We start from the raw sequence: 16153 nt of genomic DNA, 5'->3' as shown, positions 1-16153 counted from the left end.
GGGATAATTTCTTGCTGAACAAAACAGGCAATAGCGGCTCACACTTAATACTCTAGATCCAGTCAGTCAGATCATTTGCCCAGCTCACCTCCATTACCTTCTTAAAATCATCGACTGAAAGCTTGGCATAACGTGAGCGTCCATGTATGGTCAGTTGTGGGTGATGCCTCGCATGCAGCACTGATGAGCTTTTATTCCTGTTGCGTCAGGCAGGCTACACAGTGCGTGCGAACAAGTGAGAATCACTCCCGCCGCTGCGCTGAAATAACCTCAGGCACCTGCCGGATCAGTATTAGCAGGCGCTGCAGCTGATCCAAATCGACAATCTCAAGCGAAAACTGCATCTTTGCCAGATTGCCGCGGCTTAGGGTATTGCGCTTGGTAACGTTGATCTTCTCACGTACGAACAGGTCGCTGATGTCACGCAGCAAGCCCTGGCGGTTATGGGCTTCCACTTCGATATCGACGCTGGCGACGAAATTTGCGCCAGCACCCCAGTGCACGTACAGTAGGCGACCACGCCGCTCTTCCGGCAGGCCAGTAATGAAGGCGCAGGCCTGGCGGTGGATGGTTACCCCGCGCTCGCGCGTGATGTAACCGACGATGACCTCCGGCGGTACCGGCTTGCAGCACTTGGCCAGGTTGGTGTACAGATTGCCGATACCCTCCACCACGATACCTAACGGCGCTTTGGGCGTGTGCGTGCGCCTGTTGGTGAAGGCTGGGAGTGCTTCTACGAGCTTGGGCGGCATAGCTTCTTGAATGGCGAGAGCAAGTTGGTGCTCACTGACATCGCCACGGCCGACGGCGGCGAGCAGGTCTTCAAGATGGTTGTAGCGCAGCTTTTGTGCAAGTTTCTCCTGATTCACGCTACCAGCCCCGGCCCTATGGAGTTCGCGGTCCAGTTTGGCGCGTCCGACTGCCACATTCTCCTCGAAATTCTGATACTTGAACCAGTGGCGCACCTTGGCTCGTGCGCGCGGGCTCTGCAGATAGCCGAGCATAGGGTTAAGCCAGTCGCGGCTTGGCGCACCCATCTTAGAGGTGAGGATTTCCACGCGTTGGCCATTCTGCAGCCGAGTGTTGAGCGGTACGATGCTGCCGTCTACCTTGGCGCCGCGTGTGCGGTGGCCGAGGTCAGTGTGCAGGGCGTAGGCAAAATCGATAGGCGTCGAGCCCTTAGGCAGGTCGATCACCTTTCCTTGCGGCGTGAGCACAAAAACTTTGTCCTTGAACAACTCGCTCTTGAATTGCTCGAGCAAATCGCCGCCGTCGCTGACTTCATCCTTCCACGTCAGGATCTGGCGTAACCAGGCGATTTTCTCATCGAATTCACTATTCGACTTGCCACCTTCTTTATAGCGCCAGTGCGCGGCTACGCCCAACTCAGAGCTGTGGTGCATGTCGTGGGTGCGGATCTGCACCTCAAGCGCCAGACCACGCGGGCCGATCACGGCGGTGTGCAGCGAGCGGTAACCATTACTCTTGGGACGAGCAATGTAGTCATCAAACTCGCCGGGAATCGGTTGCCACAGGTGATGCACCAGCCCCAGCGCAGCGTAACAGTCCTTGACATCGTCCACCAGGATACGCACTGCACGTACATCGTAGAGTTCGCTGAATTCCAGATGCTTCCGACGCATCTTGTTGATAATGCTGTAGATGTGCTTGGGCCGTCCACTGACTTCTCCCTTGATATCAGCCTGCAGCAGTTCCTGCCTGAACTGGGCGAGCACATCCTCGATGTACTGCTCACGATCCACGCGTCGCTCGTCCAGCAGACGGGCGATTTCCTTGTACAGCTGCGGCTCCAGGTAGCGCAGCGCGAGGTCTTCCAGCTCCCATTTGATCTGCCATACGCCCAACCGGTTGGCGAGCGGCGCGAAGATACCCCGCGTCTCGCGAGCGATTCGCTGCTGCTGCTCGTGGCTGGCGCCAGAGAGATGACGCAGGGTCTGCGTGCGCTCGGCCAACTTGATCAGCACCACGCGGATATCTTGCACCATGGCTAACAACATCTGGCGCAGACTCTCGATCTGCTCCACTTGGTCGCCCGTTCTGTCTGGTGCGTGCAACTGCTCAATTTCGCTGAACTGGTGGATTTGCTCCATGCGCGCAATGCCTTCCACCAAGCGGGCGACGTTGGCGCCGAATTGGCTCTCCACCAGTGCATGCCAATCGCCCAGATACTCAGCTACCGCGTGCAGCAGGGTGGCCGCGACGGTCTCGGCATCCATGCGCATGCCGATGAGGATAGATGCCGCACCCATGGCATGCTGCAGCAATGGCATGCCGGTCAGCGTGCGCTGCTCACTGTAGAGCGGCGCGGCCATCGCGCATGCCTGGCGCAACAGCATCATTTCGGCAGGCGCAAACTGCCCAGCCAGCTCATTCAGCCAGGCTTCAGTATCGGCGTAATCCGCGACGGACAAGAGGAGTTTTCTGTGTCTTGAAACCATGAAATGATTACCGATCCCCTAAATAAAAGCATTTTTGCCTTTCAGGCACAAGACGTACAGGGGAAATCGCCAGCTCAATCATAAAGAGAGCTGAAAAAGAAGTACAGCAAATTTATGAATATTACGGCTGGTCGGGGCTGGATTTCTAAGGTTAACCACATTCCCGGTGTGTCGATCGGCGTGCAAAACTTTCCAGGATTTTGGGTAAGTCGGTGTTGAAAAGTTTCCACCCAGGATTGTTAAATATCCGGCACTTAGTCGGAGAAATCTGGAGTGATAACAATGGATATAATTGCCGAAATAAGAGGGCGTCATTTTGTTAGCAAGGAAAGTATCAGTTCGATAGCTCGTTCATTGAGGGTATTACGCCCCGCGGTCAGGAAACATTTACAGACAGAAGCTGAGCCGGTATATCAGTGTCAAATTCAAATTGCGCCCAAACTGAGTGAATTCAAGGTGTTATTAATGAAATGGCTTGAAGCGGAAGCATTGCTGCCCAAAAGCGACGCCGTGCAGCCATGCGATTATTTGAAGGTTTGGTTGATGAGGGCTATACAGGTGCTTATGACAGTATTCGGCGATTTGTTAAACAATGGAAGGCCAGTTACAAGAATACACCTTCATTAAAGCAAGCCATCAAAGCGGCGCACTTTCGCCTTGCATGCAGCCGTAAAATGTTTGTAGTCGCCTATCTCAGAGAAGCACAAGAAATGGTGATGGATGCGCATGATAAAGCATTTGCGTTTTATGGCGGCGTGACCTTGCAGATGATTTATGACAATCCTAAAACGATTGTGGATACTGTTTTTGTGGGCAAGGGGTGACAGTTAACCGGCGGTTTATGGCATTGGCCAACCACTATTTGTTTGAACCGGTAGCTGGATGGGAGAAAGGGAAAGTTGAGAATCAAGCTGGGAATGTCAGAGAATGGCTGTTTACGCCACGTGTAAAATTCGAGACTCTGGATGATCTGAATCGTTGGTTAGAAAAGCGGTGTCATGAGTTATCGGCACGACAACACCCTGACTTCCCATCACGAACAATTACTGAATGCTTTCAACAAGAACAACCATTGTTACGGCAAATAACCACCTTTCGCCGATTACATTGAACACCTGTTGAAAGTTTTCAGAACCTGTCTGGTACGCGTATTGTGGAAACAGGGAATGAATCTTACCGATTCAAGCATCGTAAAAAGTGTATAAAAACCGATTAACCAACTATACCGGGTGGAAACTTTTCGACGCCAATACCTGGGAAGTTTTCAATGCCGATTGACATTCCATTTTATGAAACTTCGGACTCCATGAAAATCAGCATATCTCAGTCAGAGCCTATTCCGCCTACACAGTGTACAGCTTAGGAGAGTGCTTTACTGATGCAATGCGATTATTAATTTGCCCCAGTAATTGCTCAACTTGATCTACAAGAATAAGGCATAAATCGCCATCCTGTAAATTGGATAGTGCTGTATCAATTGCAATAGCTTCGCCGATGATTTCTCTTATTTTTTGTGTACGTTTCGCGTTTTCCAAGCCTTCCCGTAATAAAGATAAAACTTCACCATCTGCCCGTCCTCTCTGGCATTTGTCCTGATATAAAACGACTTCATCGAATGCGTCACCGAGAATCCGTGTCTGCTGGCGAATGTCTTCGTCACGTCGATCTCCGGCTGCACTAATAACCACCGATCGTTTCCTGGATGGAATGTTTTCGATTGCGCTTACCAACGCCTGTATGGCGTCTGGGTTATGCCCGTAGTCCGCAATTAAGGTTGCATTGCGGTAATTAAAAAGATTAAAGCGACCCGGTGTAGTTTGTGTATTATTTACAAAATTAGTTACACCGGCACAAATATCTGACCATCCTATTCCTAGTGCCCAACCAGCGCCAACAGCTGCCATTACATTTTCGATTTGAAACCGGATTGTGCCATTTTTTGTTAATGGAATTTCGCTCAACGGAATACGATATTCACTGCAATCATTCACAGCGACAATGTAGCCATTTTCGGCATAGACCACACGCTTATGTTGAGCGCGATGCATCGTCAATACCGGATGATGGCTATCGTGCGCAAAGAAAATGACGGAGCCAGGACAATATTCAGCCATGCTGGCGACGAGCGGATCCGCCGCATTAAGCACAGCAAAACCAGTCTCGGATTTCACATTCTGGACAACAACCCGTTTGACTAAAGACAGCTCTTCCACAGTATTGACGTAAGCCATGCCGAGATGATCGCCCATGCCAATATTCGTTACAACAGCTACATCACAGTGATCGAATCCCAAGCCTTCGCGCAATAATCCACCTCGTGCAGTTTCTAGTACTGCAGCATCAACATCTGGATGAGAAAGAATATTTCTGGCACTTTTAGGACCACTGCAATCTCCAGTATCGATACATTGTCCGGCAATAAAAACGCCATTTGTACAAGCGACGCCTGTCCGTTTGTTGTTTTGTTCCAGAATACTGGCTATCAGCTGGGTAGTGGTGGTTTTGCCATTGTTGCCCGTCACAGCGATAACCGGAACGCGCGCGTCTTCTTCTAGCGCAAACATGTAATCAATGATAGCTTTGCCTACAGCGCGACCTTTACCGAAAGAAGGTTGTATATGCATGCGTAAGCCCGGCGATGCATTAATTTCTATTATGCCGCCCCCTTGATCTTCCAAAGATTTCATCACGGTGTTACAAATTACATCAACGCCGCAAATATCCAGGCCTACTACCTGCGCTGCAGCAATCGCATGTGCTGCTAAATCGGGATGAACATCATCAGTTACATCAGTAGCCGTACCACCTGTGGATAAATTGGCATTATTTCGCAATACAACACGCATTCCTTTAAGCGGAACTGACTTTGCTGTCAATCCCTGTGTGGCAAGATGAGCGAGAGAAATTTCATCCAGTTGAATCTTGGTCAATGAAGCGATATGTCCCTCCCCCCGCATTGGATCACGATTAATTGGTTCTACCAATTCTTGAATGTTACGAATGCCGTCTCCAATCACCTGCGGCGGATCGCGTCGTGCTGCTGCGATTAATCTGTTGCCTACGATAATCATATCCGGGAATGTAGCGCTCCACGATCACATTATCGCTAATTTCAGCTGCAATCATGTAAGCCGCTTTCACATCGTTTTCGTTAATCCGGTTAACGGTTACGCCTTTTCCTTGATTGCTATCCCGTGGTTTTATGACTACCGGCATACCTACTTCGTGAGCGGCTGCCCAGGCATCCTCCGCGTTACTTACGTTCCGGCCCAGAGGGACAGGTATTCCGGCGGCATGCAACAAAGTTTTGGTTAATTCCTTATCCTGCACTATTGATTCGGCAACTGCGCTAGTCCTGTCGCTCTCGGAAGCCTGAATGCGGCGTTGCTTACTACCCCAGCCAAATTGCACCAAACTGCCTTCAGTTAACCGGCGGAAAGGAATTCCACGCGCAACAGCAGCCTGAACAATTGCGCCCGTGCTGGGGCCCAGACGAATAGCTTCATAGAGTTTGCGTAATCGGTGCAAAGCATTGGCTAAATCAAAGCCGGTATCATTGATAGTTGATATACATAAGGTCTGCGCCAACTCAAATGCAAGTTGCCCTGCTTTTTCTTCGCTGTAACCGACTATGACATGAAATGTATCAACCTCGGATGTTTGAGCCGTGCGACTGAAATTTACTGGACAACCCGCTTGCAGTTGCAAATCGCGTGTGGCAGATTCGAGCACATGCGCTATTGTGATGGTTTCATGCTGATCGGAAAGCTGTAGCAAAGAAATTTCAGGAAAGCAGTTATGTAATCGTGCCTTAAAACCTTGGATGTTTTCTATATTATTTTCAGAACCGACACAACGAATAATAGCTTCAATAGAAGTGTGCTGACTCCATAAATTAGGCCCACGCAATGTACGAATACGCAGTATTTTCATAAACCATTTCCCTGAGTCTATAAATCTATTGCAACAGACTGATTCTCTGTTACATATTTTTCTTGGAGGAAACCAAAGGCGTTAATTCCCGCGCGCATAAGATCAGGTTCAATTCCCAGTGCCCATGCCGCACCGACAGCTGCAAGAATATTTTCCAGAGCTTGGGCATTATATGTGCCGGCTATGGTGCCAATACTTATCAGTGGCAACTCATTTGCACCCGATGCAAGCATAATCATGCCATTGCGTACTATGACAGCCTGCTTGCCAAGGCGTGATCCAGTTCCATGCGTGCGGTGCTGGATGATCACTGGTAATTCGGGTTCGATACTGAAGAAAATCACCTCGCCGTGGCAGAGTGTAGATATCTCGATCAACATCCCGTTCCGTGCATTGAGCACCGCGGCCCCAATAGGTAGCTTTACCGCTGTATCGACATCATCAATGGCCGCAGCCGTGGGTGTTACCACATCGACTTGTGTGCGGAATACCGTGAAAATTTGTTTGTGCGTTTCGATTCCATGACGACCCAGATGATTGGCCGGATGAATATTGGTAATTACGCCGACATGACAACTATCGTATGCCAAGCCTTCATTCATCAGAGCATCAAAACCATTCTCAAAAACTGCGGCCTCAACTGTTGGATTGATTAGCGTACGGTTTGCCGCTGCCCAATTGGCACAATTGTGTTTATCAACTTGCCGATTATTGAGATAAAGTCCATCGCTGCATGCCAAACCGGTTTGTTTCCCAGAAAGAATAAGCAATCTTGCAATTAATGAAGCTACTGATGTTTTGCCATAACTGCCAGAAACCCCAACTATAGGAATCCGGCCATTTTCTTGATCCGGAAATAAGTGATCTATGATAGTCTTTCCAACCGGCCGAGGCATACCCACCGCTGGTTCGATATGCATCAACAAGCTAGGGTCCGCATTGACCTCAACAATAGCCCCTCCTTGTTCATTCAGTGGGCGCGAAAAAATCTATGCCAGCGATGTCCAGTCCAATGACACGCGCAGCTAATGATGCTGCAGCTGCAGTGCTAGGATGAACCTGATCTGTCACATCAAATGCATGATTGCCATTTCTTTGAATCAAAACTTTGATCCCAGTAGGCACAATGGAATCGCTCTGATATCCTTGATGTGCGATTTCCATTTGAGCAGCGCTATCCAAACGGATTGGATTGAGCGGGTGATCTTCTGTTGATCCACGCCGCGGATCAGAGTTGATTTGTGATTCGACTAATTCAGTAATAGTGGCAACGCCGTCTCCGATTACTGAAACTGAATCGCCCTTGGTCGCGGCTATCAGTTTTCCTCCAATAATTAACAGGCGATGTTCAGTACCTGCAACATAACGTTCAACCAGAACACTTGAGCCTTCTTTTAAAGCAATCCGGTAAGCGGATTCAATTTCACTCTGATGAAATAATTCAATGAAGACCCCGCGTCCATGATTTCCATCACATGGCTTGATGACAACTGGCAATCCGATATCTTTGGCGGCCTCCCATTGCGGCCTTGGCACTTTCTACAATGCGCCCTGCAGGAACAGGAACGCCACAGGATTGCAATAGTGTCTTGGTTAAGTCTTTATCACGTGAAATACCTTCTGCAATGGCTGGAGTAGAATCTGTCTCGGCAGTCCAGATATGACGGCAACGAACTCCATAGCCAAGCTGTACCAGATTTCCTTTTGCGGTAAGACGGGTTGCTGGAATATTGCGTGCTACAGCTGCATCTACAATACATGCTGTTGAAGGGCCAAGCCAAAGTGAATCAACCAAATCCCGCAGATGTTCAATAGTGCGCCCGACATCAAAAGCTGGATTGCGCAATTGTTGAAAATTCATTGCCGTCAGGACTAATTCACGCGCTGCATACATCGCAGATTTGTCACTTCTGCATGCCAGGCGCTTACAGCTACTTTATAGACACCACGCACTGCAGTTTCGCGAGCTCTGCCGAAACCGCCGCGCATACCGGCCAGGTTCTGCAATTCCAGTGTGACGTGTTCAAGAATATGGCCATGGCCAAGTGCCTTCTTTCACTCGGCGCAGGAAACCGCCACGCTCTTCATAACTGCAGCGATGTTCAATTAAGGTTGGGAGCCATTGTAATAGGCGATCATAAAAACCCGGGATCTTATCGGAAGGAAAGTCTTCCAGTTCACCAATGTCAACTATTGCTTCAAGCACAGGGTAATAAGTCCAAATATTCGGGCCGTTCAGGTGCTTAATTTCCAGAAACTTGATATCTTTTATACCATTATCATTGGAATTAAAGCTGTCAGACATAAGATTTGGAATTAAGAAGAAAACTTCATCCTAACGCTTTCTAAATCAATTGGTTTACACGTACAGAACAAATTCTCAGAACTATTGTGGATTGTGCTGCAATTCAGAATTTCGATCGTTGATGTATATGAGTTTATAAGATGAGCGCGATGAATTATTATTTTTTCTTATTGACAAACATCGATTTGAATTCAGAATAACAACAGTTTGCTAAAAATTACTATCAATTCATTATTTCAAGTAGAGGTGCTCCTTGGATGATATGCCATTGCACATCATGCTGATTATATTGGTTATTTTGTTGGTTGTGTCAGGTTTTTTCTCGTTATCCGAAACCAGTATGATGGCAATTAACCGCTATCGATTAAGACATCTTGCCAAGCAAGGTCACCGTGGTGCCAGATTAACGATAAAATTGCTGGAAAAAACGGATCGGTTGCTGGGTGTCATATTACTCGGAAATAACTTGTTGAACACCGCTTCTGCAACGCTAGTGGCGGTTATTGTTGCTACACTCTTTGTGCAAGATGAGTTTGCGTTGTTTATGGGAACAATAGCAGTTACCTTTGCCATTCTCGTATTTAGCGAAATTACTCCCAAAGTGATTGCTGCCGCTTATCCCGAGCGTATCGCGTTAGCGGCGAGCTATGTGTTGACGCCCCTGTTGATTATTTGCTATCCCATTGTGTGGTTTGTCAATTTGTTTGTCAGTGGATTATTAATCCTGTTTCGGTTGAAGCCTCAAAGCACAGGACTGGAGCAAAAAATAAGCACGGAAGAACTTAAGATGCTGGTTTTGGAAGGAGGACACTTCATACAGCATAAGCACCAGAATATGCTGTTGAATCTGTTTGATCTTGAACAAATTACAGTTGATGATGTCATTGTTCCACGTAACCAGATTGAAGCAATTGATCTAAACGCTGATGATGAGCTTATTCATGCGCAATTGTTGACTTGTCATCATACACGCCTGCCAATTTATCGTGAGCGCATGGATAATATTGTTGGTCTTGTGCATGTGCGTAAGGTGCTGAATCAAATGCAAGGAGGAAAAATCACAGCATCTACTCTGGAAAAAGTGATGCGTGAACCTTATTTCATTCCTTCGGGTACTTCATTATTCTCACAGCTACAGCTATTTCAGGAAAACCAGAAAAGAGTGGGATTAGTGGTTGATGAATATGGAGAATGGATGGGGTTGATCACACTGGAAGATATCATTGAAGAAATTATTGGTGAATTTACTACGCAAGCGCCTACCCAAACCAGTATTTTTCTGAAGCAGGAAGATGGCAGTATTATTGTCGAAGGAAGAACATTGTTGCGCGAATTGAATCGCAAACTTGATTTTCAGTTTCCGCTGGATGGGCCGAAAACTCTCAATGGATTAATTTTAGAATATTTTGAAGATATTCCCGAAGCAGGCACGGGTCTCAATATTGCTGGTTATCCAATGGAGGTTATTCAAACTAAAAATAGAATTGTAAAAACTGTTAAAATTTTCCCTGCTTCTGCAGAAGTTGAAGCAAAGCATTCTGAATGATCAGATGAGAGAAGTATTAATTTTAGCGCTTCTACTGCGTAGGATTGTTATACCCTGCACAATCCCGGTTGGACGGGAATAATAAAAGCGGTTATTCTGTCGCTCGGCAAATATGTAACCCGTTTGTTTATCAGAGCGCCCATAGCTCAGTTGGATAGAGTACCGCCCTCCGAAGGCGGGGGTCGCACGTTCGAATCGTGTTGGGCGCGCCAAATTTGGTCAAAAACTACTAATCTGTCGTTTGCCTTGTAAACACGGGTATGCCTCCGGTTATTTTTCTGCCTGATGATTCTTTGGTTAAATCGGAATCGATTTCAAGTCTGGTTTTGTCATTCTGTATGGCATTGAATAGTTGATTCTGGAATCAACTGAGTAAAGAATTATTCTGCTGAACTGGATTTAATCCTTGAGGATGGTAACAATGGAAGTTATCATCAATTTATTGCTCGATTTCCTATTTACGCACTGGGTGTGGTAAGGTGTAAAGGATGTTCGCTGGCAATTCTGTGTCGCACAAAATGCTATTTCTTGACCAAGATAAGCAATAGCTGTTTTCAGTAGTCTCAAAAGCTTATTGTCTGAGACGGTTTCATTATGAACTATCCTGCGCTGCAGCGAACCTCAGGATTTTCGCTATGTAATTAAACCAAAAAAGTGGTTGGTAGCCATGTCCTCTATCAGATCGGAAACAATAATATTATTCGGGGAAGTTCTGGCAGACATATTCGGTGACCGAAGAGTGTTCGGCGGTGCTCCGTTTAATGTTGCGCGTCATTTGCAGGCATTTGGTCTGCATCCGGTATTAATTTCGCGTATCGGAAATGACGAGTTGGGTCGAGAACTGCTTGCTCAGATCAAAGATACCGGGATGGATGATTACGGTATACAGCTTGATGATTTACACCCGACCGGGCAAGTCATGGTTCACTTGGAAGAAGGTGGGCATCGTTTTGAAATTTTGCCGGAACAGGCTTATGACTTTATCCATGCAGGTATGTCGCATAGCACTTCTCTGGCCATGTGTCCGCAATTAATTTACTTTGGTACCCTGGCGCAGCGCAACGCGATATCCGCTCATGCCTTGGCAGCATTGCTACTCAGTAATCAAGGCAAGGCGCCATGCTTGCTGGATATCAATTTACGCAAGCCTTGGTATGACTTGCGCACCATAGAGCATTCTTTGATACATGCAAATTTGATTAAAATAAATCAGGAAGAGCTGGATGTATTGGCACTACTTTTTCGGCTGACCGGTGTAAGCCGAGTACAAAAAGCAGCAGCACTGCTCAAACGGTTTGGCTTGGATAGCATGCTGATCACCTGTGGCGAAGAAGGTGCCTGGCAACTCGATAAAGATGGCAAAGTGACCAATATAGAGGGATTGATATCTTCACGCCCTGTGATGGATACAGTCGGTGCCGGAGATGGTTTTGCAGCTGTGTATATCCTTGGGCTTTTGCGCAAATGGCCTATTATGCTTACCTTATCGCGCGCTAATGCCTTTGCCGCAGCTTTGTGCGAAATACGGGGAGCTATTCCTGATTCTTCTGATTTTTATGGACCGTTTATTGCGGATTGGAAGAGATGACGATGGATTGGAATAATAATGAGAATGCCTTGTATATTTTGATGATTAGTCCGCATGGATTGATCAGGGGAAAAAATATGGAGTTGGGGCGTGATGCCGATACAGGCGGGCAAACCACCTATGTAGTGGAGTTGATGCGTGCATTGGTTCGCCATCGCGAGGTCGGGCAAGTCGATTTATTGACTCGGTTGATCACAGATCCTGCGCTGGCGTCAGATTATTCGCAGCCCGTTGAAGATATCGGTAATGGCGCGCGTATTCTCCGTTTGCCCTTCGGTCCGCCACACTACGTGCGGAAGGAGTTGCTATGGCCGCATCTGGATCAACTGGTGGATCGCAGTCTGCATTTTTTGCGCGAGCGGGGCCGATTGCCGGATCTGATTCACACGCATTACGCGGATGCCGGATATGTGGGGCAACAACTATCGCAGCTTCTAGGCATACCGCAAATACATACAGGTCATTCACTGGGACGCCCCAAACAATCCCGCTTGTTGACCAGTGGACGAAAAGAAACCGCTATTGAACGACAATTCAATTTTGAGCGTCGTATCACGGTAGAAGAGGATTTGCTGGTTAACGTTGCCATGGTGATTACGAGCACCAGACAGGAAGTTACCGCGCAATACGGGATGTATCACAACCACGCAAGTGCCCGTTTTGTCGTGATTCCTCCGGGCACCGATATTGCCCGATTTTCACCGCCGGGGCGCAGAAAAATTAATTCCAATGTCATGCATATGGTGGATAAATTTCTTTCTGATCCTGCCAAGCCGATGATACTTGCAATCTGCCGTCCTGCCATTCATAAGAATCTTAAAGGGCTGATTGATGCCTACGGGAGCAGTTCAGCATTACAAGAAAAGGCTAATCTGGTTATTGTTGCAGGCAATCGCGACGATATATGCGAACTCGATGGAGCGTCGCAAAAAATCCTGAGGGAGCTGCTGTTGGATATTGATCGCTATGACTTATGGGGTAAGGTTGCAATACCCAAGCATCATAACGCTGAAGATGTTCCGGAGTTATATCGCCTTGCTGCGCGTCGTCGCGGCGTATTTGTCAATCCTGCATTAACCGAGCCTTTCGGTCTGACCTTGATTGAAGCAGCCGCTAGCGGCTTGCCTTTTGTGGCTACGGAAGACGGCGGGCCATGCGACATTGTGGCCAATTGTTGTAACGGCCTGCTGGTAAACCCGCTGGATCCAGCCGCTATTGCTTGCGCGCTTGACAGCGCGCTATCGGATAAACAGCAATGGCGATTGTGGGCAAAAAATGGCGTCGCGGGTGCGCGTCGTCATTATAGTTGGGACGCTCACGTAAGCAAGTACGTGAGAGAGGTGCGCAAGTTGCTGCGCCGCGATCGTAAACGCATGCGTCGCCAGATTGCGTTTACCATGCAAGATGGCAAATCACCCATGCCATTGGCGCGCAAAGCACTGATCAGCGACATAGACAATACCCTGATAGGCAATAAGAAGGGATTGCAGCAACTGATTGCCTGGCTGAAAAATCATGCGGGATCAATAGCCTTCGGTATTGCGACAGGACGTTCTCTGGAAAGTGCGGTCAATGTGCTCAAAAATGCACGGGTTCCAATTCCCAACGTATTAATCACTTCAGTGGGTAGCGAAATTAATTATAGCTATAAGCTTCAACCGGATGTCGGCTGGGCGAATCGTATCGCGCATTTGTGGCGGCGGGAAGCCCTGGAGCAGGTATTGTCCGACATTCCCGGGTTGACGCTTCAGCCTGCCGTAAATCAACGTAAATTCAAGCTGAGTTATAACGTCGTGTCAGAGAAAATGCCATCGCTGCATGATCTTTACCGGTTACTGAGGGAACATCGTTTGCATGCGCGGCTGATATATTCGCATGACCAGTTTCTGGATGTGTTGCCGGTACGTGCTTCCAAGGGACATGCTATCCGCTATCTGGCCTACAAGTGGGAGTTGCCTCTGGAGAATTTTTTGGTCGTGGGCGACTCTGGTAATGATAAGGAAATGCTGCTGGGTGATACGCTAGGTATAGTGGTTGGCAATCACGGCCTGGAGCTTGAGCAGCTGCGGGGCATGGAGCGGATATACTTTGCCCGGGGACATCAGGCGGATGGCATTCTGGAAGGGCTGGCGCACTATGGCTGGCGAATTGCGGATCACGGATAATTGCGGGTGTAAAAAATTATGTATGAACAGATTTCACATTCATTGCTAAATGATATTTTGGTTGAATTGAGGCAAAAATCAAAGCCTCAGAATCTGCAACTTTTTTATACGCGCCTGGGTGCAAATTTCTATGCGATTTACTCTCTATTCAATACACTTTACGGGAATCGCCCGGATTTCAAAGAACATATGCGGAATCTGGTGGAAACGCTTATGCGGCAATATGTCAATCGACCAAGCCATCTAAGGAAAATGGATCTGGAGCGGGAAAAGGATCACAACTGGTTTCTAAGCCAGAAATGGGTGGGCATGGCCCTGTATTGCGATGGATACGCCGACAATCTGAAGGGTATGCTCTCAAGATTAAGTTACCTGCAGGAGTTGGGTGTTAATTTGGTGCATATTATGCCTATCTGTGATTGCCCTCAAGGTAAGAGCGATGGCGGCTATGCCGTAAGGGATTATCGCAAGATCGATAGCCGGTTCGGCACCTTTAAGGATTTTGATAAATTGGCCGCCAGCATGAAAAAGCGCGATATGTTGCTGGTTCTGGATGTGGTGGTGAATCATACTTCCGATCAGCATGAATGGGCCGAGAAAGCGCGCGAAGGCGATAAGACCTATCAGGATTACTACTTTATCTTTGACGACCGGTCGATTCCGGACATTTATGAAGAGTCAATGCCGGAAGTGTTCCCGGAAACCGCGCCGGGTAACTTCACTTGGGATGAAAAGATGGATAAGTGGGCAATGACTGTATTTAACCACTATCAGTGGGATTTAAATTATCAGAATCCGACAGTGCTGATAGAAATGCTCGACATTATTTTGTTTTGGGCCAATCATGGCGCCGATATTCTTCGATTGGATGCAGTAGCATTTCTATGGAAAAAAATAGGCAGTTCCTGTCAGAATGAGCGTGAAGCGCATCTGATACTGCAACTCATGAAAGATTGCTGTCAAGTTACTGCCCCAGGCGTTTTGTTTATCGCGGAAGCCATAGTCTCTCCTACCGAGATTATTAAGTATTTCGGCGAGGATGCGATCAATGCGAAAGAGTGCGAGATTGCCTACAATGCAACTTATATGGCGTTGTTGTGGGACGCCGTTGCGACAAAAAAAGCCACACTGCTCAATATCGGTATACAGAATATTCCTCAGAAACTGGAACGAGCCACCTGGCTCAATTACGCACGTAGCCATGATGATATTGGCTTGGGGTTCAGTGATGCGGATATTGTCTCGGCCGGGTATGAGCCGTTATCGCATAGACGCTTCCTGATTGATTATTTTACTGGGAATTTTGAAGAATCACTGGCAGCCGGGCTCGCTTTTGGAAGAAATTTGGAGACGGGCGATGCGCGTATTTCAGGATCGCTGGCTTCGCTCGCGGGACTTAAGCACGCGCTGGCGAATAATGACGCTAATGCCACGAATACGGCGATTAAGATCATTCTCCTGTTACACGGAATGATCCTTTCTTTTGGCGGGATTCCGATGCTTTATTATGGAGATGCCATCGGGACGCTCAATGATGATTCCTATCTTGATGATGAATCAAAGAGTACAGATAACCGTTGGGCGCATCGTCCCAAAATGGACTGGAACAGGGCAATGTTAAGGACACAACCGGGAACGGTCGAATACAGCATTTTTTGCGCGATGAAGAAAATGATTGCTGTGCGCAAGGAGATACCAGCTTTTGCAGATAGAAATAATCGCGAATTATTGAATGTGGACAATCCTCATCTTTTTGTATTTTCACGATTTGATCAAATCAATAACAGCCCGCGAGTCCTGGTGGTTGGAAATTTTGATGACGAGCCGCAACCCTTAAAGCTGCCTCCACTTCAACACATGGGTTTCTTTCAGTACGAATTAATCAGAGATTTATTGAGTGGAGAAACCTTGCATGTAGCGGATGAGAGCTTAATCTGCCCTGCACGGTCTTTCTATTGGCTGCAGGCATAATCGGAAATATGTAGCCAGATTGAGTTGCGGAAAATGACATTCCGTTAATCTATTAAAGGTACCTCTAAAAATTCAGAGTATTAAACAAGAAGTGGCGAGAACAAAAAATATTAGTGCAGCATATAATTGATAGGTAATGGGTATTTTTTGTGAACAACAACGTATTATGACGAAATGCGGATTCTT

Annotated in this window: 7 protein-coding genes, 1 tRNA gene and 2 pseudogenes; 7 read left to right on the top strand and 3 right to left on the bottom strand. The window is 47.4% G+C overall.

From position 1 onward, the window contains the following. Window positions 1–242 precede the first annotated feature (242 nt). Window positions 243–2459: a RelA/SpoT family protein gene (locus C4S39_RS01320; RefSeq protein ID WP_103965243.1), complete on the bottom strand. Its 2217-nt coding sequence runs from the start codon at window positions 2457–2459 to the stop codon at window positions 243–245. Between the two features lie 518 nt (window positions 2460–2977). Between C4S39_RS01320 and C4S39_RS01315 the strand changes: the two genes are divergently transcribed. Continuing rightward, complete coding sequence (locus tag C4S39_RS01315) at window positions 2978–3283, top strand: hypothetical protein (protein ID WP_103965242.1); 306 nt, start codon at window positions 2978–2980, stop codon at window positions 3281–3283. 17 nt (window positions 3284–3300) lie between these two features. Further along, window positions 3301–3570: a hypothetical protein gene (locus C4S39_RS01310; RefSeq protein ID WP_103965241.1), complete on the top strand. Its 270-nt coding sequence runs from the start codon at window positions 3301–3303 to the stop codon at window positions 3568–3570. Window positions 3571–3802: 232 nt separating this feature from the next. On the opposite strand, the pseudogene cphA reads toward C4S39_RS01310, so the two are convergent. Both cphA and C4S39_RS01300 read right to left on the bottom strand, forming a co-directional pair. Then, window positions 3803–6392, bottom strand: a pseudogene (gene cphA, locus C4S39_RS01305) (cyanophycin synthetase). A 17-nt stretch (window positions 6393–6409) separates the two neighbouring features. Then, a pseudogene (locus C4S39_RS01300) lies at window positions 6410–8697 on the bottom strand (cyanophycin synthetase). A 262-nt stretch (window positions 8698–8959) separates the two neighbouring features. On the opposite strand from C4S39_RS01300, the gene C4S39_RS01295 reads away from it, so the two are divergent. The 5 genes from C4S39_RS01295 (at window position 8960) to C4S39_RS01275 (ending at window position 15967) form a co-directional block, all read left to right on the top strand. Beyond that, window positions 8960–10243: an HlyC/CorC family transporter gene (locus C4S39_RS01295; protein ID WP_103965240.1), complete on the top strand. Its 1284-nt coding sequence runs from the start codon at window positions 8960–8962 to the stop codon at window positions 10241–10243. 135 nt (window positions 10244–10378) lie between these two features. Next, window positions 10379–10455, top strand: a tRNA-Arg gene (locus C4S39_RS01290). A 455-nt stretch (window positions 10456–10910) separates the two neighbouring features. Further along, on the top strand, window positions 10911–11831 hold the full coding sequence (locus C4S39_RS01285; RefSeq protein WP_103965287.1) for a carbohydrate kinase family protein: 921 nt from the start codon (window positions 10911–10913) through the stop codon (window positions 11829–11831). Then, complete coding sequence (locus C4S39_RS01280; protein ID WP_374953006.1) at window positions 11828–13996, top strand: HAD-IIB family hydrolase; 2169 nt, start codon at window positions 11828–11830, stop codon at window positions 13994–13996. Before C4S39_RS01285 ends, C4S39_RS01280 begins: the two co-directional genes overlap by 4 nt. A gap of 18 nt (window positions 13997–14014) precedes the next feature. Beyond that, window positions 14015–15967: an amylosucrase gene (locus tag C4S39_RS01275; RefSeq protein ID WP_103965238.1), complete on the top strand. Its 1953-nt coding sequence runs from the start codon at window positions 14015–14017 to the stop codon at window positions 15965–15967. Window positions 15968–16153 lie beyond the last annotated feature (186 nt).

Source organism: Nitrosomonas ureae, from assembly GCF_900108305.1.
Taxonomy (GTDB): domain Bacteria; phylum Pseudomonadota; class Gammaproteobacteria; order Burkholderiales; family Nitrosomonadaceae; genus Nitrosomonas; species Nitrosomonas ureae_B.
The sequence above is the reverse complement of the archived record's forward strand: the minus strand, read 5'-3'. Positions and strand labels throughout refer to the sequence as shown.

Excerpts from the sequence above, each read along its gene's own strand:
- C4S39_RS01280 (WP_374953006.1), top strand. The coding sequence starts at position 11,828 with ATGACGATGGATTGGAATAATAATGAGAATGCCTTGTATATTTTGATG.
- C4S39_RS01295 (WP_103965240.1), top strand. The coding sequence starts at position 8,960 with ATGCCATTGCACATCATGCTGATTATATTGGTTATTTTGTTGGTTGTG.
- C4S39_RS01320 (WP_103965243.1), bottom strand. The coding sequence starts at position 2,459 with ATGGTTTCAAGACACAGAAAACTCCTCTTGTCCGTCGCGGATTACGCC.
- C4S39_RS01315 (WP_103965242.1), top strand. The coding sequence starts at position 2,978 with ATGCGATTATTTGAAGGTTTGGTTGATGAGGGCTATACAGGTGCTTAT.
- C4S39_RS01285 (WP_103965287.1), top strand. The coding sequence starts at position 10,911 with ATGTCCTCTATCAGATCGGAAACAATAATATTATTCGGGGAAGTTCTG.
- C4S39_RS01310 (WP_103965241.1), top strand. The coding sequence starts at position 3,301 with ATGGCATTGGCCAACCACTATTTGTTTGAACCGGTAGCTGGATGGGAG.
- C4S39_RS01275 (WP_103965238.1), top strand. The coding sequence starts at position 14,015 with ATGTATGAACAGATTTCACATTCATTGCTAAATGATATTTTGGTTGAA.